The 24,922-nt window shown below is 66.8% G+C and carries 2 protein-coding genes; both read left to right on the top strand.

Going from position 1 to position 24,922, the window contains the following annotated elements; genetic code table 11:
- Window positions 1-130 precede the first annotated feature (130 nt).
- Window positions 131-1,681 (top strand): nitric oxide reductase transcriptional regulator NorR, encoded by a 1,551-nt coding sequence (gene norR, locus HU770_RS00755; RefSeq protein ID WP_186662899.1) that lies wholly within the window; start codon window positions 131-133, stop codon window positions 1,679-1,681.
- A gap of 186 nt (window positions 1,682-1,867) precedes the next feature.
- Window positions 1,868-24,922: a BapA/Bap/LapF family large adhesin gene (locus HU770_RS00750; protein WP_186662898.1), complete on the top strand. Its 23,055-nt coding sequence runs from the start codon at window positions 1,868-1,870 to the stop codon at window positions 24,920-24,922.

The raw sequence follows: 24,922 nt of genomic DNA, 5'->3' as shown, positions 1-24,922 counted from the left end.
TTGTAATGATTGAATTAGGCATATCACCAATCGTGCCAACTTTTATCGCCAGCAAAATCAAGGGGTTGACGCAGGCCATGTCATAATGACCCAGGCCGGCGTATAGTCATAATGACCAATAGGAGTCCTTATGACTGCAAAGCCCCTGCTCACCGCCCTCCTCCCTCTGGTCAGCGACCTGTCCCGCGACCTGAGCGACCACGAACGTTACCGTCGACTGCTTCAGGCCATGCGTGGGCTGTTGCCTTGCGACGCTGCCGCGCTGCTGCGCCTGGACGGTGAGTGGCTGGTGCCTCTGGCGGTGGATGGGCTGAGCGCCGATACCCTGGGCCGACGCTTCAAGGTCAGCGAGCACCCGCGCTTCCAGGTCCTGTTGAGCCGCCCGCAACCCACTCGCTTCCCCAGCGATTCGGAACTGCCCGACCCCTACGACGGCCTGGTCACCGCCGCCGATGCCGACCTTGAAGTGCATGACTGCATGGGCTGCCCCTTGATGGTCGACGAACGCCCGTGGGGCCTGCTGACCCTCGACGCACTCACCCCAGGGCAGTTCCAGAGCCTGGAACTGGATGCCCTGCAGGCCTTCGCCAGCCTGGCCGCCGCCACGGTGACGGTGGCCGAGCGCATCGAGCACCTGGCCCTGCGCGCAGAAGACGAACACCACCGCGCCGAGATCTACCGCCAAGCCAGCACCCAAGACAAGCAGCTGATTGGCCAGAGCGCCGCGCACAAACGCCTGGAAGAGGAGATACGCCTGGTCGGCGGCAGCGAACTGACCGTGCTGATCACCGGTGAGACCGGCGTCGGCAAAGAGCTGGTGGCCCAGGCCCTGCACCAGGCCAGCAACCGTGCCGACAAGCCCCTGGTCAGCCTCAACTGCGCCGCATTGCCCGACACCTTGGTGGAAAGCGAACTGTTCGGCCACGTGCGCGGCGCCTTCACCGGCGCCCATGGCGAACGCCTTGGCAAGTTCGAGCTGGCCAATGGCGGCACGCTGTTCCTTGATGAAGTCGGTGAACTGCCACTGATGGTGCAAGCCAAGCTGCTGCGGGTGCTGCAGAGTGGCCAGCTGCAACGCCTGGGGTCGGACCGTGAGCACCGGGTCGACGTGCGCCTGATCGCTGCCACCAACCGTGACCTGGCAACAGAAGTACGCGACGGTAACTACCGCGCCGACTTCTACCACCGCCTGAGTGTGTACCCGCTGCACGTGCCGCCGCTGCGTGAACGTGGGCGTGATGTGCTGCTATTGGCGGGCTATTTCCTCGAACAGAACCGTTCGCGCCTGGGCCTGAACAGCCTGCGCCTGAGCAGCGAAGCCCAGGCCGCGCTGCTGGCCTACGACTGGCCAGGCAACGTGCGAGAGCTGGAACACCTGATCGGTCGCTCGGCACTCAAGGCGCTGGGCCAGCACCCCGACCGGCCACGCATCCTCACCCTGGATGCCATCGACCTGGACTTGCGTGCCGCCCCCGCGTTGCCCCCCCTGCCCTCACCCACCCCGCTGCAAGCGGCGTCATTGCCCGAGGGTGGGCTGCGTGAAGCCATGGATGACTACCAACGCCAGGTCATCGAAAACTGCCTGCAACGGCATGCAGAAAACTGGGCCGCCGCTGCGCGCGAACTGGGCCTGGACCGCGCCAACCTCAGTCGGCTGGCGCGTCGGCTGGGGCTTCGCTGAGGGCTATCTACCAAAGGATTAACCCAGAAAGCCATCTGGTTGCTTCCTGCTGGGCTGCTATATCTCCCTAACCACCGGTATCACGGCCGTCATGGTCGAGGCTGCGCGCAACACGTTCTTTCACGTTGCGCCGGCCCTGGGTCGCGAAGTCGAGCCAGTGTAGCCGCACACCAGCAGGGAGCATCCATGGACAACATCGTCGTCGCCGATAAGCAATCCGCAGTCGCCACCCAGAGTGCCTGGGGCAATGTCAGTCTCAACGGGCCAGGCGTCGTGCAGATGCCGGTTTCTCCCGATAAAGTGGCAACCGTCACCCAGCGCGGGCAAGACCTGATCGTTACCTTGAAGTCAGGCGAGAAGGTCACTATCGGCAACTTCTTCGCCGTGGATCAGGCGGGGGTCGGCAGCGACATCGTCTTCGTCGGTGAAGACGGCACCCTGTGGCATGCAAACTACGATGCAGCAGCATTCACTGGCTTTACCTTCGACGAAGTGGCTTCGCTGGATGAACTGGTCGCGGGTATCGGTGTGGCCGGTAGCGAGATGCCCACCTGGGCGATTGCCGGGCTCAGCCTGCTGGGTATCGGCGGCGCGGCGGCCGCTGCAGACAGCAGTGGCGGTGGCAGCAGCGGCAGCTCGGACCCGGGCGATACCACCGCCCCTGCCACGCCCATCGACCTGCTGGTGTCCCCCGATGGCCTGCGCCTGACCGGGCGTGGCGAAGCAGGCACCACGGTGAACATTCGCGACGCTGCGGGCAACCTGATCGGCAGCGGCACGGTGGGTGCCGATGGCAGTTTCAATGTGTCGCTTAGCCCCCCGCAGATCAACAGCGAGAACCTTCAAGTCACCCTGACCGATGGCGCTGGCAATGTCTCGGCCCCAGGCAGTGTTACCGCCCCGGATGCAACAGCCCCCGTAGCGCCGACCGAGCTTGCCATCAATGAACAGGGTACAACCCTCACCGGCCGTGCCGAGCCCGGCTCCACGGTAGCGGTGCGGGGCGCCGGTGGCGTGCTGCTGGGCAGCGCGGTGGCCGGTGCCGACGGGCAATTCAGCATTGCTTTACAGCCTGCGCAGACCGATGGCCAGGCCCTGGAAGTGACCGCCCAGGATGCGGCTGGCAACACTTCGCCAGCCGCCGGGATCACGGCCCCGGATGTCGAAACACCGCCCGACACTACCCCGCCGGATGCGCCAACCGACCTGCTGATCGCCCTGGCCGGGCGGCAACTCAGCGGCCGCGGTGAAGCGGGCACCACGGTGCAGGTGCGTGACGCCGCCGGCAATGTGCTGGCGACGGGCACTGTGGGTGCAGACGGCACTTTCGTGATCGCGCTTGACCCTGCCGTGATCGACGGCAGTACCTTGCAAGTGACCCTGACCGACGCCGCTGGCAACGTTTCGCAACCAGGCTCGGTTACCTCGCAAGACCAGCTGCCACCGGCACAGCCGACTGACTTGGCCCTGGCCGAGGGCGTGACCCTCACCGGTCGCGGTGAACCAGGCGCCACCGTGCAGGTTCGCGACGCTGCGGGTAACGTGATTGGCACCGCCCTGGTGGGCGCAGACGGCAGCTTCAGCCTGACGCTTTCGCCCGCTCAAGCCAACGGCGAGGCGCTGGATATCCGCCAGGTGGATGCCGCTGGCAACACCTCCGCCCCGCTGCAATTCGATGCCCCGGACATTACGCCGCCTGCTGCCGTCAGCAACATCGTCGTCGGTGCCGGAGGCGTGGCCTTAAGTGGTCGTGGCGAGCCGGGTGCCACGGTTGAAGTGCGCGACGCCAACGGCAATGTGATTGGCACCGGCACCGTATTGGCCAACGGCACCTTCCTGATCGACCTCGACCCTGCCGTACAACCTGGCGAGCACCTGAGCCTAGTGCAGACCGACCCGAGCGGTAACGCTTCGGTTGCCCTTGAATACGATGTGCCCCTGATAACAGCGCCAGCCAGCCCGAGCGACCTGGCCATCGATGCCGACGGCACCACCCTTACCGGTACCGCCCCAGCCGGCAGCCGCGTGGAAGTGCATGATGCCAATGGCACCTTGATCGGCAGCGCCATTGCCGGTGCCGACGGCACCTTCACCCTCGAACTCAGCCCGGTCCAGGCCAATGGCGAATTGCTGGATGTGGTGGCCATCGATGACACGGGCTTGTCGTCCCTGCCTGCGCAGATCACTGCGCCAGATATCACCGCGCCGGCCGCACCGAGTGAACTGACTGTCAGCGCTGACGGCACTGTTATCACTGGCCGCGCCGAACCGGGCAGCACCGTGCGTATTCTTGCCGCCGACGGCACGGAACTGGGTAACACCCTGGTCGGCCCGACCGGCGTGTTCAACATCACCCTCGCTCCGCCGCAAATCGATGGCGAAGTGCTGCAAGCCACCGCTACCGACGCCGCTGGCAATACCTCTACAGCCAGCTCCATCAACGCGCCGGACATCGATGGCGGTGATACCACGCCGCCTGACGCCCCTGTTGATCTGGTGATCGGCCTCGCGGGTCATCAACTCACTGGTCGTGGCGAAGCAGGCACTACCGTGCAGGTGCGTGATGCTGCCGGTAATGTACTGGCGACCGGCACCGTCGGTGCAGATGGCACCTTCGTGATCGCGCTCGACCCTGCCGTGATCGACGGCAGCACCTTGCAAGTGACCCTGACCGATGCCGCTGGCAACATATCGCAGCCGGGCTCGGTCGCTTCGCAAGACCTGCTGCCACCGGCACAACCCACCGACCTGGCCCTGGCCGAAGGCGTGACCCTTACCGGTCGTGGCGAGCCAGGGGCTACGGTTCAAGTTCGCGACGCAGCGGGCACGGTGATCGGCACCGGCCTGGTGGGCGCAGATGGCCTGTTCAGTGTCACCCTCGCCCCCGCTCAAGCAAACGGCGAGGCACTGGATATCCGCCTGGTGGATGCTGCTGGCAACAGCTCGGCTCCGCTGCAATTCGATGCCCCGGACATTACTCCGCCTGCCGCAGTAAGCGGTATTGTCGTCGGCGGTGGCGGCCTTGTACTGAGCGGTCGCGGCGAAGCCGGGGCCAGCGTCGAAGTGCGTGATGCCAACGGCAATGTGATCGGCACCGGCACCGTGGGCGCCAATGGCACCTTCATCATCAACCTCGACCCCGCCGTTCAACCCGGCGAGCACTTGAGCCTGGTGCAGACCGACCCGAGCGGCAACACTTCGGTTGCTCTTGAATACGATGTGCCCCTGATAACAGCGCCAGCCAGCCCGAGCGACTTGGCCATCGTTGCCGACGGCACCACCCTTACCGGTACAGCACCAGCCGGCAGCCGCGTAGAAGTGCATGATGCCAATGGCACGCTGATCGGCAGCGCCATTGCCGGTGCCGACGGCACCTTCACTATCGAGCTCAACCCAGCACAGGCCAACGGCGAACTGCTGGATGTAGTCGCGATCGATGACACAGGGCTGTCGTCCCTACCTGCACAGATCACCGCGCCAGATATCACCGCGCCGGCCGCACCGAGTGAACTGGCCGTCAGCGCTGACGGCACTGTCGTCACCGGCCGCGCCGAACCCGGCAGCACCGTGCGTATTCTTGCCGCTGACGGTACAGAACTGGGCAGCGCCCTGGTTGGCCCAACCGGCGTATTCAACATCACCCTCGATCCACCGCAAGTCGATGGCGAAGTGCTGCAAGCCACCGCTACCGACGCCGCAGGCAATACCTCTACAGCCAGTTCAGTCACCGCTCCAGACATCGACGGCGGCGATACCACGCCGCCTGACGCCCCCCTTGATCTGGTGATCGGCCTCGCGGGTCATCAACTCACTGGTCGTGGCGAAGCAGGCACTACCGTGCAGGTGCGTGATGCCGCCGGCAATGTGCTGGCGACCGGAACCGTCGGTGCAGATGGCACCTTCGTGATCGCGCTCGACCCTGCCGTGATCGACGGCAGTACCTTGCAAGTGACCCTGACCGATGCCGCTGGCAACGTTTCGCAGCCGGGCTCGGTCGCTTCGCAAGACCTGCTGCCACCGGCGCAGCCGACCGACCTGGCCCTGGCCGAAGGCGTGACCCTTACCGGTCGTGGCGAGCCAGGGGCCACGGTTCAGGTGCGTGACGCCGCAGGTAACGTGATTGGTAGCGGCCTGGTGGGCGCAGATGGCAGCTTCAGCCTGACGCTCTCCCCAGCTCAGGCCAATGGCGAGGCGCTGGATATCCGCCAGGTGGATGCCGCAGGCAACAGCTCTGCTCCGCTGCAATTCAATGTCCCAGACATCACCCCCCCGGATGCCGTCAGCAACATCGTGGTCGGCCCTGGCGGCCTGGTACTGGGCGGTCGTGGCGAAGCGGGCGCCACCGTGGAAGTACGCGACGCCGATGGCAACCTGCTTGGCCGCGGTGTAGTCGGCGCCAACGGTACGTTCCTGATCAACCTGGACCCGGCTGCGCAACCGGGCGAACAGCTGAGCCTGGTACAGGTTGACCCAAGCGGCAACGCGTCGGCCGTGGTGGCGTTCGATGTCCCTCTGACGACCGCACCCGCCAGCCCGAGTGGCCTGGCCATCGATGCCGACGGCACCACCCTCACCGGTACCGCCCCAGCCGGCAGCCGTGTGGAAGTGCATGATGCCAATGGCACGCTGATCGGCAGCGCCATTGCCGGTGCCGACGGCACCTTCACTATCGAGCTCAATCCAGCCCAGGCCAACGGCGAACTGCTGGACCTAGTCGCCATCGATGACACGGGGCTGTCGTCCCTGCCTGCACAAATCACCGCGCCAGACATCACCGCGCCGACCGCACCGAGCGAGCTGGCTGTCAGCGCTGACGGCACGGTTATCACTGGCCGCGCCGAATCGGGCACCACCGTACGTATTCTTGCCGCCGACGGCACCGAACTGGGCAGCGCCCTGGTCGGCCCGACTGGTGTGTTCAACATCACCCTCAACCCGCCTCAGGTCGATGGTGAAACGCTGCAAGCCACGGCGACCGACGCCGCTGGCAACACTTCGCTTACCAGCTCGGTCATCGCGCCGGACATCGACGGGGTCGACACTACGCCACCGAGCGCACCGACCAATCTGGTGATCGGCCTTGCCGGCACTCAGCTCAGCGGCCGTGGCGAAGCGGGCACCACCGTGCAGGTGCGTGACGTCGCCGGCAATGTGCTGGCGACCGGCACCGTGGCTGCAGACGGCACCTTCGTGATCGCGCTTGACCCTGCCGTGATCGACGGCAGCACCCTGCAAGTCACCCTGACCGACGCCGCTGGCAACGTATCGCAGCCGGGCTCGGTCGCTTCGCAAGACTTGCTGCCACCGGCGCAGCCGACCGACCTGGCCCTGGCCGAAGGCGTGACCCTTACCGGTCGCGGCGAACCAGGCGCCACGGTGCAGGTGCGTGACGCCGCAGGCAACGTGATTGGTACCGGCCTGGTCAATGCGGATGGCAGCTTCAGCCTGACGCTTGCTCCGGCTCAAGCTAATGGCGAGGCACTGGATATCCGCCTGGTGGATGCTGCTGGCAATACCTCCGCCCCGCTGCAGTTCGATGCCCCGGACATTACGCCGCCTGCTGCAGTAAGCGATATTGTCGTCGGCGCTGGCGGCCTGATGCTGAGCGGTCGCGGCGAAGCCGGGGCCAGTGTTGAAGTGCGTGATGCCGACGGCAATGTAATCGGCACCGGCACGGTGGCCGCCAATGGCACCTTCATCATCGACCTCGACCCCGCCGTACAACCTGGCGAACAGCTAAGCCTGGTGCAGACCGACCCGAGCGGCAATGCTTCGGTTGCCTTTGAATACGATGTGCCCCTGATCACCGCGCCAGCCAGCCCGAGCGACCTGGCCATCGACGCCGACGGCACCACCCTCACCGGTACCGCGCCGGCCGACAGCCGTGTCGAAGTTCACGATGCCAATGGCACACTGATCGGCAGCGCCATTGCCGGTGCCGACGGTACCTTCACCCTCGAACTCAACCCGGCCCAGGCCAACGGCGAACTGCTGGACGTAGTCGCCATCGATGACACGGGGCTGTCGTCCCTGCCTGCGCAGATCAATGCGCCAGACATCACCGCACCGGCCGCACCGAGTGAGCTGGCCGTCAGCGCTGACGGCACTGTCGTCACCGGCCGTGCCGAACCCGGCAGCACCGTGCGTATTCTTGCCGCCGACGGCACGGAACTGGGCACTGCCCTGGTCGGCCCGACTGGCGTGTTCAACATCACCCTCGCTCCGCCGCAAGTCGATGGCGAAGTGCTGCAAGCCACCGCAACCGACGTTGCGGGCAATACCTCGACAACCAGTTCCGTCACCGCGCCGGATATCGACGGCGGTGATACCACGCCACCGGAGGCACCGACCAACCTGGTAATCGGCCTCGCTGGCGCGCAGCTTAGCGGCCGCGGCGAAGCAGGTACCACCGTTCAGGTACGTGATGCTGCCGGAAATGTACTGGCGACCGGCACCGTCGGTGCAGACGGCACCTTCGTGATCGCGCTTGACCCCGCCGTGATTGACGGCAGCACCCTGCAAGTCACCCTGACCGACGCTGCCGGCAACGTTTCGCCACCGGGCTCGGTCGCGTCGCAAGACTTGCTGCCACCGGCGCAGCCGACTGACCTGGCCCTGACCGAAGGCGTAACCCTTACCGGTCGCGGCGAACCAGGCGCCACTGTTCAGGTTCGCGACGCCGCAGGCACCGTGATCGGCACCGGCCTGGTCGGCGCCGATGGCCTGTTCAGCGTCACCCTCGCCCCCGCTCAGGCGAACGGCGAGGCGTTGGACATCCGTCAACTGGACGCTGCTGGCAACAGCTCGGCCCCGCTGCAGTTCGATGCCCCGGATATCACGCCGCCTGGCGCAGTAAGCGATATTGTCGTCGGCGCTGGCGGCCTGGTGCTGAGCGGTCGCGGCGAAGCCGGGGCCAGCGTCGAAGTGCGTGATGCCGACGGTAATGTGACCGGCACCGGTACCGTGGCCGCCAATGGCACCTTCATCATCAACCTCGACCCTGCCGTGCAACCTGGCGAGCAGCTGAGCCTGGTGCAGACCGACCCGAGCGGCAACGCTTCGGTGGCCTTCGAATACGACGTACCGCTGACCACCGCACCGGCCAGCCCGAGCGGCCTGGCCATCGATGCCGACGGCACCACCCTCACCGGTACCGCCCCAGCCGGCAGCCGTGTGGAAGTGCATGATGCCAATGGCACGCTGATCGGCAGCGCCATTGCCGGTGCCGACGGCACCTTCACCCTGGAACTCACCCCGCCGCAAGCCAACGGCGAACTGCTGGATGTGGTGGCCATCGATGACACGGGCTTGTCGTCCCTGCCTGCGCAGATCACTGCGCCGGACATCACCGCACCAGCCGCACCTGCCGAATTGGCCGTCAATGCCAACGGCACCGTCATCACTGGCCGCGCCGAACCGGGCAGCACCGTGCGTATCGTCGCCGCCGACGGCACTGAACTGGGTACTGCCCTGGTTGGGCCGACCGGTATTTTCAGCATCACCCTTGACCCGCCCCAGGTCGATGGCGAAGTGTTGCAAGCTACCGCGACCGATGCTGCGGGCAATACCTCGACAGCCAGCTCCGTCACCGCGCCGGATATCGACGGCGTCGACACCACACCACCGAGTGCACCGACCAACCTGGTGATCGGCCTTGCCGGCACCCAACTTAGCGGGCGTGGCGAAGCGGGTACCACCGTGCAGGTGCGTGACGCTGCCGGTAATGTGCTGGCGACCGGCACCGTGGCTGCAGACGGCACCTTCGTGGTCGCGCTTGACCCTGCCGTGATCGACGGCAGCACCCTGCAAGTGACCCTGACCGATGCAGCCGGCAACGTTTCGCAACCGGGCTCCATCGCCTCGCAAGACCTGCTGCCACCGGCACAACCAACCGACTTGGCCCTGGCCGAAGGCGTGACCCTTACCGGTCGCGGCGAACCGGGTGCCACTGTTCAAGTACGCGATGCAGCGGGCACGGTGATCGGCACCGCCCTAGTGGGCGCGGATGGCCTGTTCAGCGTCACCCTCGCCCCCGCTCAAGCAAACGGCGAGGCGCTGGATATCCGCCTGGCGGATGCTGCGGGCAACACCTCGACCCCGCTGCAATTCGATGCCCCAGATATCACGCCGCCTGCCGCCGTAAGCGGTATTGTCATCGGCGCTGGCGGCCTGGTACTGAGCGGTCGCGGCGAAGCGGGTGCCAGCGTCGAAGTGCGCGATGCCGACGGTAATGTGATCGGCACCGGCACGGTGGGCGCCAATGGCACCTTCACTATCAACCTTGACCCGGCCGTACAACCCGGCGAACAGTTAAGCCTGGTACAGACCGACCCGAGCGGCAACGCTTCGGTTGCCTTCGAATACGACGTACCGCTGACCACCGCGCCGGCCAGCCCGAGCGAGCTGGCCATCGATGCCGACGGCACCACCCTCACCGGTACCGCCCCAGCCGGCAGCCGCGTGGAAGTGCATGATGCCAATGGCACCTTGGTCGGCAGCGCCATTGCCGGTGCCGACGGCACCTTCACCCTCGAACTCAGCCCGGTCCAGGCCAATGGCGAGTTGCTGGACGTGGTCGCCATCGATGACACAGGGTTGTCGTCCCTGCCTGCGCAGATCACTTCGCCAGACATCACCGCACCGGCTGCACCTGCCGAATTGGCCGTCAATGCCAACGGCACCGTCATCACTGGCCGCGCCGAACCGGGCAGTACCGTGCGTATTGTTGCTGCCGACGGCACCGAGCTGGGCACTGCCCTGGTCGGCCCGACCGGCGTGTTCAACATCACCCTGGATCCGCCGCAAGTCGATGGCGAAGTCCTGCAAGCCACCGCAACCGACGCCGCAGGCAACACTTCTACAACCAGCTCCGTCACCGCGCCGGACATCGATGGCGGCGACACCACGCCACCGGAGGCGCCGACCAACCTGGTGATCGGCCTCGCTGGCTCGCAGCTCAGCGGCCGCGGCGAAGCAGGCACCACCGTGCAGGTGCGTGATGCCGCCGGCAATGTGCTGGCGACCGGAACCGTCGGTGCAGATGGCACCTTCGTGATCGCGCTTGACCCTGCCGTCATCGACGGCAGCACCTTGCAAGTGACCCTGACCGATGCTGCCGGCAACGTTTCACAGCCGGGTTCGGTCGCCTCGCAAGACCTGCTGCCGCCGGCACAACCCACCGACCTGGCCCTGGCCGAAGGCGTGACCCTTACCGGTCGCGGCGAACCAGGCGCCACTGTTCAAGTACGCGATGCAGCGGGCACGGTGATCGGCACCGCCCTGGTGGGCGCGGATGGCCTGTTCAGCGTCACCCTCGCCCCCGCTCAAGCAAACGGCGAGGCACTGGATGTCCGCGTGGAGGATGCCGCCGGCAACACCTCCACCCCGCTGCAGTTCGATGCTCCGGACATCACCCCACCTGGCGCTGTCAGCAACATCGTCGTCGGTGCCGACGGCCTGACCCTGAGCGGCCGTGGCGAAGCGGGTGCCAGCGTTGAAGTACGCGATGCCAGTGGCAATGTGATTGGCACCGGCACGGTACTGGCCAACGGCACCTTCCTGATCGACCTCGACCCGGCCGCACAGCCTGGTGCGCAGCTCAGCCTGGTGCAAACCGACCCAAGCGGCAACGCCTCCGAAGCCCTGCTGTACGACGTACCCCTGACCACCGCGCCGGCCAGCCCGAGCGACTTGGTAGTGGCCGAAGACGGCACCAGCATCAGTGGTAATGCCCCGGCTGGCACCCGTGTTGAAGTGCATGATGCCAACGGCACCCTGGTCGGCAGCGTGGTGGCGGGTGCCGATGGCACGTTCACCGTCATCCTCGACCCGGCCCAGGCCAACGGCGAACTGCTGGATGTGGTGGCCATCGATGACACGGGCTTGTCGTCCCTGCCTGTGCAAATCGCAGGACCGGACATCACTGCCCCAACCGCCCCAAGCGAGCTCGCCGTGAGCGCGGACGGCAGCACAGTCACCGGCCGCGCCGAACCGGGCAGCACCGTGCGTATTCTTGCCGCTGACGGCAGCGAACTGGGCACTGCCCTGGTCGGCCCGACCGGCACCTTCAACATCACCCTCGACCCGCCGCAAGTCGATGGGGAGGTGCTGCAGGTCACCGCAACCGATGCTGCGGGCAATACCTCCACAGCCGGCACGGTCACAGCGCCGGACATCGATGGCGGTGACACCACGCCACCAGAGGCACCGACCAACCTGGTGATCGGCCTCGCCGGCAGCCAGCTCAACGGCCGCGGCGAAGCCGGGGCCAGCGTGCAGGTGCGCGATGCCGAGGGCAATCTCCTGGCCACTGGCACGGTCAACCCGGATGGCAGCTTCCAGCTCACCCTGGACCCAGCCGTGAACGACGGCAGCACCCTGCAAGTGGTACTGACCGACGCCGCAGGCAACGCCTCCGAACCCGGCTCGGTCATCTCGCCAGACCTGCTGGCCCCTGAGCAACCGACCGGCCTGGGCCTGGCCAACGGCGTGACCTTGACCGGTAGCGGCGAACCGGGCGCCACGGTGCAGGTCCGCAATGCTGCTGGCGACCTGATCGGCACCGGCCTGGTCAACGACAACGGCAGCTTCAGCCTCACACTGTTCCCTGCGCAGGCCAATGGCGAGGCGCTGGATGTGCGCCTGGTGGATGCCGCTGGCAACAGCTCCACCCCACTGCAATTCGATGCCCCGGACATCACCCCACCGGCGGCAGTCAGCAACATTGTCGTCGGCGCCGACGGCCTGGCCCTGAGCGGTCGGGGCGAAGCAGGAGCCAGCGTCGAAGTGCGTGACGCCGATGGCAACCTGATCGGCACCGGCACCGTTGGCGAAAACGGCACCTTCCTGATTGACCTTGCGCCAGCTGCCCAACCGGGCGCGCAACTGAGCCTGATGCAGACCGACCCAAGCGGCAACGCCTCCGAAGCCTTGCTATACGACGTCCCCCTGACCACCGCGCCGGCCAGCCCAAGCGACCTGGTGGTGGCCGAAGACGGTACCAGCATCAGCGGTAGCGCCCCAGCCGGTACGCGCGTGGAAGTGCACGATGCCAACGGCACCCTGGTCGGCAGCGTGGTGGTCGGCGCCGAAGGCACCTTCACCGTCATCCTCAACCCGGCCCAAGCCAACGGCGAGCTGCTCGACCTGGTGGCTATCGACGGCACCGGCGCATCGTCGCTGCCAGTGCAAGTGGGCGCACCCGACATCACCGCGCCCGCCACACCGACCGAACTTGCCGTCAGTACCGATGGCAGCGTGGTCACCGGGCGTGCCGAAGCCGGTAGCACCGTGCGGATCCTGGCGGCCGATGGCACTGAACTTGGCAGTGCACTGGTTGGCCCGACCGGCATCTTCAACATCACCCTCGACCCACCTCAGGTCGACGGTGAGGTGTTGCAAGTGACGGCCACCGACAACGCCGGCAACAGCTCCACGGCGGGAACCGTCACGGCCCCGGACATCGACGGCGGTGATACCACCCCACCGGAGGCGCCAACCAACCTGGTGATCGGCCTCGCCGGCAGCCAGCTCAACGGCCGCGGCGAAGCCGGTGCCAGCGTGCAGGTGCGCGATGCCGAGGGCACTCTCCTGGCCACCGGCACGGTCAACCCGGATGGCAGCTTCCAGCTCACCCTGGACCCGGCCGTCAAAGACGGCAGTACCCTGCAAGTGGTACTGACCGACGCCGCAGGCAACGCCTCCGAACCTGGCTCGGTCATCTCGCCAGACCTGCAGGCACCCGAACAACCGACCGGCCTGGCCCTGGCCAATGGCGTGACCTTGACCGGTAGCGGCGAGCCGGGTGCCACGGTGCAGGTCCACGACGCTGATGGCGACCTGATCGGCACGGGCCTGGTCAACGACAACGGCAGCTTCAGCCTTACGCTGTCGCCTGCACAGGCCAATGGCGAAGCCCTCGACATCCGCCTGGTGGATGCCGCCGGCAACACCTCTGCTCCGCTGCAGTTCGATGCCCCGGACATCACCCCACCGGCAGCGGTCAGTACCATCGTGGTCGGTGCCGACGGCCTGACTCTCAGTGGCCGCGGCGAAGCGGGGGCCAGCGTCGAAGTGCGTGACGTCGATGGCAACCTGCTGGGCAGCGGTACCGTGCTTGCCAACGGCACCTTCCTGGTCGACCTCAACCCCGCCGCGCAGCCGGGCGAACGCCTGAGCCTGGTCCAGACCGACGCGGCCGGCAATGCCTCTGAAGCCCTGCAATACGATGTGCCGCTGGCCACCGTACCCACCAGCCCAAGCGAGCTGGTGGTCGCTGAAGACGGCACCAGCATCAGCGGTAGCGCCCAGACCGGCACCCGCGTAGAAGTGTACGATGCCAACGGCACCTTGGTCGGCAGCGTGGTGGTCGGTGCCGAAGGCACCTTTACCGTCGTGCTCACACCCGCACAGGCCAATGGCGAACTGCTGGATGTGGTGGCCATCGACAGCACCGGTGCATCGTCCCTGCCGGTACAAGTCAGCGCACCGGACATCACCGCCCCCGACACGCCCACCGAACTCGCTGTCAGCACCGATGGCAGCGTGGTCACCGGGCGTGCCGAAGCCGGCAGCACCGTGCGGGTGCTGGCAGCCGATGGCACCGAGCTGGGCAGCACGCTGGTCGGCCCAAGCGGCGCCTTCAGCGTCACCCTTACCCCACCCCAAGTCGATGGCGAACAACTGCAAGTCACTGCCACCGATACCACGGGCAATAGCTCGACAGCCGGCACCGTCACCGCGCCGGATATCGACAACGGCGGCGATACCACGCCGCCAGAGCCGGCCACCGACCTGGTGGTCAGCGATGACGGGCGCACTGTTTCTGGTCGAGGCGAACCTGGCGCGACGGTCGAGGTACGCAACGACCAGGGCCAACTGCTGCAAAGTGGCACGGTAGGCCCTGACGGCGACTTCACCGTGCAACTGCCGTCGGCGGTTGTAGACGGTTCGTCCCTGCAAGTGACCTTGACCGATGCCGCCGGCAACGTTTCGCAACCAGGCTCGGTGGCCACACCGGACCAGGTTGCCCCGCTGCAACCCACCGATCTGGTGCTTACCGCTGGCAACAGCCTCACCGGTAGCGCCGAACCGGGCGCGCGGGTGAACGTACGTGACGCCTTGGGCGACTTGATCGGCAGCGCCATCGTCGAGCCCGACGGCACCTTCACCCTGACCCTGAACCCTGCCCAGGCCAATGGCGAGACCCTGGCCATCACCGTGGTCGACGCCGCCGACAATGCCTCGGTGCCGTTGAGCTACGTGGCACCGGACATCACCGCGCCAGCGATCATCACCGACGTCGTCGCCGGTGCTGGCAGCCTGGCCGTGTCCGGTCGCGGCGAAGCCGGCGCCGAAGTGGAAGTGCGGGATGCCGGTGGCACTGTCATCGGCACCGGCACGGTGGCCCCGAATGGCACCTTCGTGATCGACCTCGCCAACCCATTGGCCGCTGGCGAGTCGATCGTACTGGTGCAAACCGACGCCGCTGGCAACACCTCGGTGGGCATCGACGTCATCGTTGCCGATGCACCGCTGCCCGAAAGCCCGAGCGATCTGGTGCTGGCGCCTGACGGTTCATCCATCAGCGGCACTGCCCCAGCGGGCACGCAAGTTGAGGTGCGCGACGCCCAGGGCACTGTCATTGGCAGCGTCCAGGCAGGCACCGACGGCACCTTCACCATCGGCCTGACACCTGCTCAGGCCAACGGCGAAGTGCTTGATGTGGTCGCCGTCGATGCCGATGGCAACAGCTCGCTGCCGGCCCAGATCACCGCACCCGACATCACCCCGCCCAACCAGGCCAGCGACCTGCAGCTCAGCGCCGATGGCAGCGTCCTCACCGGGCGCGGCGAGCCAGGCACCACCGTGCAGGTCATCAACGCCCAGGGCGATGTGCTGGGTAATGCCCAGGTCGGCGACAACGGCGTCATCAGCGTTATCCTGACCCCCGCGCAAACCGACGGCCAGGAACTGGACGTGGTACTGCGCGACCCCGCAGGCAACACCTCCAGCGCAACCGTCAATGCGCCTGACCTGGATGGCCCGCTGCAGCCTTCGGGCCTGGCCATCGATACCGCCGGCATCCACCTCACCGGGCAGGGCCAGAGCGGTTCGATCGTGACCGTGCGCGCCGAGGACGGCACCGTGCTGGGAACCGCCACGGTGGCTGCCGACGGCCGCTTCGACGTCACCCTCAACCAGCCGCAGCGCAATGGCGAAAGCCTGACCGTGGAAGCCACCGATAACCTGGGCAACAGCGCAGGCCCGGTCGACTTCACAGCGCCCGATACCACGCCACCGCAAGAGGTCACTGGCGTCGCCATCGATGACGTAGGCACCACCGTCACCGGCACCGGTGAACCCGATGCCACGGTCATCGTGCGGGGGCCGGACGGCACCGTACTGGGCAGCGTCGTGGTCGGTGCGGGCGGCACCTTCGAAATCACCCTGGACACGCCGCAAACCAACGGCCAGGCACTGACCGTGGAGCAACGTGACCCCACCGGCAACTTGTCCACCGCCGTCACCCTGCCGGCACCGGACAGCGAAGCGCCAGACACCCCGACAGGCCTCACCTTGTCGGGCGATGGCCGCACCCTTAGCGGCACCGGCGAGCCGGGTGCGCAGGTTACCGTCACCGGCACGGCCGGCGCGATTGTGGGCACCGCCGTGGTCGAGGCCGACGGCAGCTTCCGCGTAAGCATCGACCCGCCACAACTCAACGGGCAGACCCTGTCCGTCACCCAGGCTGACGGCGCCGGCAATGATTCGACGCCTGGCACCGTGACCGCGCCTGACCTCGAAGCACCGGCAGCGGCGCAAGGCCTGGGCCTGAACCCCGAAGGCACGGTACTCAGTGGCCAGGGCGAACCGGGTAGCACCGTGGAAGTGCGCAACGCAGCCGGCGACCTGCTGGGCACCCTCCCGGTGGGCGAGGACGGCACCTTCAGCGTTACCCTCACGCCCGCCCAGACCAACGGCGAAGTGCTGTCGGTAGTACTGATCGACAGCGAAGGCAATGCATCGCCATCGGCCACCTTCACCGCCGATGACAGCACCGCCCCTACCGCACCGGACGGGCTCTCCATCACCCCCGGCGGCAACGCGATCCAGGGCACCGGCGAAGCGGGCTCGACTGTTGAAGTGCGCACCCCCGACGGCACCTTGGTGGGCAGTGTGGTAGTACCGGCTGGCGGCCTGTTCACAGTACCGCTGGCGCCTGCGCAGCTCGATGGCCAGGCGCTGGACGTGACCTTGACCGACGCCGCTGGCAACCAATCCCTGCCTACCCAGATCATCGCACCGGACGTCACGCCGCCAGCACTGCCCACCGACGTGGTGGTCAGCCCGGATGGCACCACCGTTACCGGCAACGCGCCAGGCGCCACTTCGGTGACGGTGCGGGACGCGGACGGCAACGAAACCACCGAGCCGGTGAACCCCGACGGCAGCTTCAGCGTGACGCTGCCGACCCCGCAGACCAATGGCGAAAGCGTGACCGTGGTCGTCACCGACGGCGCCAACAACGGCTCCGCGCCGATCACCATCACCGCACCCGACACCACCGACCCGCTCCCGGCCACGGGGGTTACCGTCAACCCGGATGGCAGCATTGTCGGAGGGGGCGCCGAACCTGGCAGCACGGTGGTCATCCGTAACCCGGACGGCAGCGAGCGCGGCAGCGAAACCGTGGGCCCGGACGGCACCTTCGTGGTACCGGTCAGCCCACCACTGACGGCGGGTGAAACCGTCGACGTGGTGGTGATCGACCCTGCCGGCAACGAGTCCACCCCGGTCTCGCTGGACGGCCCGGATGGCACCGAAGCCGCCACTCCAAGCGGCCTCGCCCTCAGCGCCGATGGCTTCCTGCTGATCGGCCAGGGCACCGTCGGGTCGCTGATCACCGTGACCGCCGGCGGCACCACCCTGGGCACGGCGACGGTTGGCAGCGATGGCACCTTCCGGGTGTTCTTCCAGAATGCCCAGCTCAATGGCGAGACCCTTGTGGTCACCGCTCGCACCTCGGTCGATGGCAATCCGTCGGTACCGGCCACCCTCGTGGCCAACGACAGCACAGCGCCGGATGCGCCGACCCAGGTTGCCATCGACCGTACCGGCAGCACGCTGACCGGCCAGGGCGAAGTGGGTGCGACCGTTCGCGTGGTCAATGCCCAGGGCGACGTGCTTGGCACCGCGACCGTCGGCAGCAATGGCTTGTTCAGCATCAGCTTCGCGCCAGCGCTGGCCAATGCGCAAAACCTGATCGTCACCCAGGTCGATGGCGCGGGTAACGTCTCGCTCGCGGCCACCCTGCAGGCACCTGACCTGCAGGCGCCGCTGGCAGCCAACAACCTCAGCCTGAACAGCGCGGCCACCGTGCTCAGCGGCGAAGGCGAAGCCGGTGCCAACGTCACCGTGCGTGATGCCAGCGGCGCGATCCTGGCCACCGGCACCGTCAACCAGAACGGCCAGTTCCAGATCACCCTGCCGAGCGCGCAAACCGACGGCAGCCCCCTGCAGGTCACGCTCAGCGATGCTGCGGGTAACGTGTCTGGCCCGGCCAGCATGGCGACGCCAGACCGCACACCGCCTGCCGCCATCAGCAACCCCGTCCTCAGCCAGGACGGCCGGCAGCTGTCGGGCAGCGGTGAAGTGGGCGCCACGGTCCAGGTCCGCAATGCCGCCGGCATCGTGCTCGGCACCGCCGTGGTCGGGGCCGATGGGCGCTTCACGGTGGTGTTCGACACACCGCAGGCCAACGGCCAGGCCATCGGCGTCACGCAAGTGGATGCTGCTGGCAATACCTCGACGGCAGTCAACGTCAGCACCCCTGACCTGACCCCACCCGCGCCGCTGACCAATGTGGTGCTGAACAACAACGGCCTGACCCTGAGCGGCCTCGGTGAAGCAGGCGCCACCGTGACCGTGCGCGGCCCGGATGGCACCATCATCGGCACCGGGCTGGTGGCCGCCAACGGCAGCTTCACACTGACGCTCGACAATGCACAGCTCAACGCCCAGCACTTGAGCGTGACCCAAACCGACGCGGGCAACAACACCTCTACTGCAGTGGCAGTCACCGCGCCGGACTTCACCCCACCACCGGCACCGACCACCCTGGCCCTGGCTGCCACCGGCCTGCAACTGACCGGTAACGCAGAAGCGGGCAGCACCGTGACCGTGCGCGATGCCGCAGGCAACGTGCTCGGCACTGCAGTGGCCGGCAGCAATGGCACCTTCCAGGTCACCCTGAACAGTGCCCAGACCAACGGCCAGACCGTGCAGGTAACCGCCACCGATGCCGCAGGCAACGTGTCGCCAGCCGCGCCTTACACCGCAGCCGATACCACGCCACCTGCCGTCGTGACCAACCTTGCTGTAGCGGCCAATGGCGCGACCCTCACCGGCACCGGTGAAGCCAACGCCACAGTCACCGTTCGCGCACCGGACGGTAGCGTGCTAGGCACCGCCACCGTCGGGGCCGATGGCCACTTCAGCGTGGCCCTGTCACCGGCTGCCATTACCGGCGAAAGCCTCAGCGTGGTGCAGGCCGATGCCGCGCAGAACGTTTCGCCTGCGCAAACCGTCACCGCGCCGGGCGTGCTGGCGCCGGATACACCCGACAACCTGGTACTGGCTGCCGATGGCCTGGCAGTGACCGGCACGGCAACCCCAGGCAGCACGGTGAATGTGTATGGCCCCAATGGCGTACTGCTGGGTACCGCCCCGGTCGCCAACGACGGCACCTTCACGGTCAACCTCGGTAGCGCCCAGGCCAACGGCGAAGTGCTGCAAGTCAGCGCCGTAGGCACCGACGGCAGCACGTCGCTGCCGGCCAGCCTGCAAGCGCCCGACACCACCGCACCGTTGCCACTGGCCAATGTCGTGCTGTCCAGCGACGGGCTGGTGCTCAGTGGCCGCGGCGAGCCGGGTGCCACCGTCACCGTGATCGGTGAAGGCGGCATCGATCTCGGCACCGGTCTGGTCGATGTCAATGGCAACTTCAGCATTGGCCTTGGCAGCGCGCAGATCAACGGCGAACAGCTCAGCGCCAGCCAGTCCGATGTTGCCGGCAACGAGTCCAACAGCATCAGCCTCACCGCGCCTGATCGCGTGGCACCCGATGCCGCCGAGAACCTGGCCTTCGCCGGGGGCGGCAGCCTGCTCAACGGTACCGGCGAAGCGGGCGCCACTGTCCGCGTGCTGGCTGCCGATGGCAGCGTGCTCGGCACCGCGGTCGTGCGTGGCGACGGCAGCTTCCAGGTAGACCTCGGTACGCCGCAGGCCAACGGCCAGCAGGTGCAAGTGGTGCTGATCGATGCCGCCGGCAACCAGTCGGATGCCAGTGCCATCACCGCGCCCGACACCACGCCACCAGCCGCACCAACCGAGCTTGCCATCTCCAGCGATGGCATCACCCTCACCGGCCGCGGCGAGGTTGGGGCAGAGGTCATCGTCACCGCGCCGAATGGCGATGAAGTCGGCAGGGCCACGGTCGACGCCAGCGGGCATTTCACCGTCACCCTCACCCCGGCGTTGGGTAACAGCGAGCTGCTCAGCTTCACCCAGACCGACGCTGCCGGCAACGTATCGGCGGTGGCCACCCTGCAGACCCCAGACTTCACCCCGCCCGCCGCGCTCACCGAGGTCGACATCAGTGTCGACGGCAGCGTGGTGACCGGCCTGGGCGAAGCCGGGGCAACCGTCACCGTGCGCAACACTGCAGGCACCGTGCTGGGCTTTGGCACCGTGCAGGCCGACGGCAGCTTCCGCGTCGAGCTGACCCCCGCGCAGATCAACAGCGAACCGCTGTCGGTACAGCAGGCCGACCCACCCGGCAATATCAGTGCGCCGGTCAACATCCTGGCGCCCGACCTCACGCCACCAGCGCCTGCGACCGAGCTGCGGCTCAACGTGGCGGGCGACCAGCTCAGCGGCATCGGCGAAGCGGGCGCTACCGTTCGCGTCTATGTCGGCATCACCCAGATCGGTACCATCGAGGTCGGTGCCGACGGTAAGTTCGTGGTCGACCTGAGCTCGGCGCAGCTTGACGGGCAGGTGCTGCAAGTGACCCTGACCGATCCGCGCGGCAACGTCTCGCCGATCAGCACGACCACCGCAGCTGACATTACCCCGCCAGCCACAGTGATCGCCGTGATCAACGACAGCGGCACCCAGCTGGTTGGTACCGGTGAAGCCGGCGCCCGCGTCACCGTGGTAAACAACAATGGCGACCTGCTTGGCCAGGTGACAGTCGACCCGGACGGCACCTTCGTGCTCGACCTGAACGCTGCGCAGATCAACGGCCAAACCCTGACCCTCATCGCCCAGGACGCCACCGGCAACCCGTCCGCGCCACTGCAAGTGACCGCACCGGACCTGACGCCACCGCTACCACCGACCGACTTGTTGCTCAACCCGGCCGGCACCTCGATGACGGGTACTGCCGAAGCAGGCACCACCATCACCGTTCGCGGGCCGAACAACGCGGTGGTTGGCACGGTGGAGGTACCTGAGAACGGCCAGTTCACCGTCACCCTCAACCCGGCCCAGAACAATGGCCAACTGCTGACCGTTGTGTCCACCGACGATGCCGGCAACGCCTCGCTGCCTGCCAGCTACCAGACCAACGACACCTCGCCGCCTGCGGTGGTCACGGACATGGCCATCAACAACACCTTCAACGTGCTGACCGGTAAAGGCGAACCCAATGCGACGGTCACCGTCAGCCGCGGCGGCATCGTGCTGGGCACTGGCGAGGTGGATGCTGCCGGCAACTTCCAGGTAACCCTGGTGCCGGCAGCCGGCAGCCTTGCCACGTTGGCGGTGACGCAGTCTGACGGCTTCAACACCTCGGCGGTCGCGACCTATATCACGCCACTGCTGGCACCGCCAGTGCCGCCCACCAACGTGACCCTGGGCAGCGACGGCCTGACCCTGTCGGGCAACGCGCCGAGCGGTGTCGGCATCCGCGTGTACGATGCCGCAGGCAACCTGATCGGCACGGGCGGGGCCACACTCAATGGCACCTTCACCCTGCAACTGGACACGGCGCAGCTCGACGGCCAGCACCTTAGCGTGACGGCAGTGGCACTGGTGGGCGGCGAATCGCAACCGACCTTCGTCCAGGCCGCCGACATCACGCCACCGGCCAACCCGCTGGTGACCGGCCTGTCCGCCAATGGCCTGGTACTCACCGGTACCGGTGAGGCCAATGCTACGGTGACCGTGCGCGACGCCGCCAACAACGTGCTCGGCACCGGGGTGGTGAATGCCGGTGGCGTGTTCAGCATCAACCTGATCACGCCGCAGCTCAATGGCCAGGTATTGGCCGTGAGCCAGGCCGATACGACCGGCAACGCGTCTGGCAGCACCAGCTTCACGGCTATCGATGTACAGCCGCCTGTTGCGCCTACCAACGTGGTCATCAACGGCACGGGTACCGAGCTCACAGGGCGTGGCGAGGCCGGTGCAACCGTGACCGTGCAAGGCCCGAGCGGCCCGCTCGGCTCGGCCGTGGTGCAACCCGACGGTACCTTCACCATCACCCTGACCACAGCGCAAAATGATGGGCAATTGCTGGTCGTACGCCAGTCCGACCCGTCCGGCAACCTGTCCGCCAGCATCAGCCTGACGGCGCCGGACACCACGCCACCGGCAGCGCCGCTGGCAACCATCAACGCCAACGGCACGGCCGTCAGCGGCTCTGGCCAGGTCGGCAGCACCGTCACCGTGCGCAACAGCGCAGGCACCGTGCTGGGCACTGCAACAGTGGGCAGCAACGGCCTGTTCGTGGTCAGCCTGACTGCGGCGCAGATCGACAACCAGGCCCTGAGCGTCACCCTCACCGACGGTGCGGGTAATGCCTCAACCGGCACCGCGCTTACCGCACCTGACCTGACCCCACCAGCGGCCGCCAGCAACCTGGTTATCAGCGCCGACGGCAGCAGCCTCACCGGCAGTGGCGAGGTGGGTGCCACCGTCACCGTGCGCAGTGCCAACGGCACCGTGCTGCAGACGGCGGTGGTGCAACCGGACGGCAACTTCACCGTGGCCCTGAGCCCACCTCAGGATAATGGCCAGTTGCTGTCGGTCACCCTCAGCGACGGGCGCGGCAACGTGTCCGGCAACGTCAACATCACCGCGCCCGACGTCGACGCCAATGCCCCGGTGATCGCCAGCGACAACCTGGTGACCGCCGAGGTCAACCTGGCACCGGTGGTCAGCTCGCGGACTTATCAGGACAGCTTCACGACCTTGCTGGCGGGCTTCACCAAGACCTACACCTGGACGGTAGGTGCCGGTACCACCGTGGACCCGACGCTGACCCTGAACACCAGCAGCGCGCTGTCGCTGCTCGACAACACGACCTTCACCCTGCAGGTGAAGAACGCTGACGGTAACTGGGTGACCTTGGCCACAGGCACCAGCCAAGGCCTGCTCGACCTGATCCTGCTGCCGCTGGGCCAGGGCATCCGCGTCGATATCGGCGTGCTGCAGGCGGGGGACTATCGCCTGACCGTCGGCAGTGGCGGCATCGGCCTGATTACCAACGTGACCACCACGCTGGACATCGAAACCACCAGCCTCACGCAGTTCACCGGCACCGGCACGGCAACATCGGGGAACGTCATCACTGACGTCGGCACCGACGGCGCCGTCGACGCCCTTGGCCCGGACAGCGCCGCCGTCCTTCAGGTCATGAAGGACGGCAGCTATGTCTCGGCGGGCAGCGCCACCACGGTGCAGGGCTTGTACGGCACCCTGGTGATCCGCGGCGACGGCAGCTACACCTACACGCCTAACGGCAGCCCATCGAGCGTCGGCAAGGTCGATGTGTTCAGCTACCAGCTGCTGCATGCCAACGGCGCGTCCGATGCCGCCAACCTGTATGTGCGCATCGACAGCCCACAAGCCACGGAAATCTGGAGCGACAGCAACTACGGCGCACCGGCCACGGTGGTCGACGCGGTCAACGATGCCGGTACCAGCCACCTCACCCTGGCCAACCGGGTAGACACCAACAGTGACACGCTAGGCACGCTCCGCTTGCCATTGATTGGTTCACGCCAGGCCCTCTACGACACTAGCGTTGCCGCCGACACCACGGCCAACCTGCAAGTGGTAGTCAACTCCACCAACCTGTTGAGCCTGCTCAATGGCACCACCCTCGACCTGCTCAAACTCAACCCGGCTACCGGCCAGTACGTGCTGGTGCAGTCGGTCGGTGGCGGCTCACTGATCAGCCTGCTTGGCGGCGGTGCCGGCTACACGTTCCAGAACCAAGGCGCCGGCGCCTACCAAATACGTGTCACCGCAGGCGGCATCGGCCTGGCCAGCTCGATCACCACCAGCGTCAACGCCACTACCACGCACCTGACCGAGTTCGTGGTCAGCGGCGCCACCGCAGTCACCGGCAACCTGTTGACCGACGACAACGTCGGCTCGCCATTGACCGTGCTGAGTGTGATGACGGCGGCCAATACCTACACCATCCCGGGCTACAACGGGGTCAGTGTGGAGGGCAACTACGGCACCTTGCTGGTGCACGCCGATGGCAGCTACACCTACACCCTCGACGCCGGGCTGACCAATGCGGTGATCGGCCAGCATGAAACCTTCACCTACGAACTGACCCACCCCAACGGCACCACCGACACCGCCAACCTCACCATCAACCTGGACAACGCCGCCAATTTCACCGCCACCAGCTCGCTGCTGGCCGACACCGGCGACGAAGGTGTGGCACTGGCCAGTATCGCGGCGGCGGCCTCCAGCGAAGTGATCGCCGGCACCGACGGCAACGACCACCTCGATGGCAGCCAGGGCGGCCACATCACCCTGCAAGGGGGGGCGGGCGACGACACCTTGGTGGTGGTCGACCAGAACTTCGCCAGCGTCGATGGCGGCACCGGTACCGACACCCTGCTGTGGGGCGGCGGTGATGCCAGCATCGACCTGGGTAACCTGGCCGGGCGGGTGCATGACATCGAAGTGATCGACCTCAACGACACCAGTTCGGTGGCGCTGACCCTGAACCTGGCGGACGTGGTTGCGATCACCGAAACCGGCACCGACACACTGGTCATCAAGGGGGATGAAAACGACTCGGTTCACATGACGGACAACTGGGCGCTGGTCGGAAACCAAACCGCCGACGGCATCGACTATAACCAATACACGGCCCAGGAGGATCCAAGCCAGCACCTGTGGGTGCAGAACGGTATCCATGTCGTCTGA

It is taken from the genome of Pseudomonas sp. SWRI68 (assembly GCF_014269165.1).
In the GTDB taxonomy this organism is placed as follows: domain Bacteria; phylum Pseudomonadota; class Gammaproteobacteria; order Pseudomonadales; family Pseudomonadaceae; genus Aquipseudomonas; species Aquipseudomonas capeferrum.
Note: the sequence above shows the minus strand (reverse complement) of the source record. Positions and strands in the feature narration are given on the sequence as shown.

Coding starts and splice junctions, on each gene's coding strand:
- norR (WP_186662899.1), top strand. CDS start 131: ATGACTGCAAAGCCCCTGCTCACCGCCCTCCTCCCTCTGGTCAGCGAC.
- HU770_RS00750 (WP_186662898.1), top strand. CDS start 1,868: ATGGACAACATCGTCGTCGCCGATAAGCAATCCGCAGTCGCCACCCAG.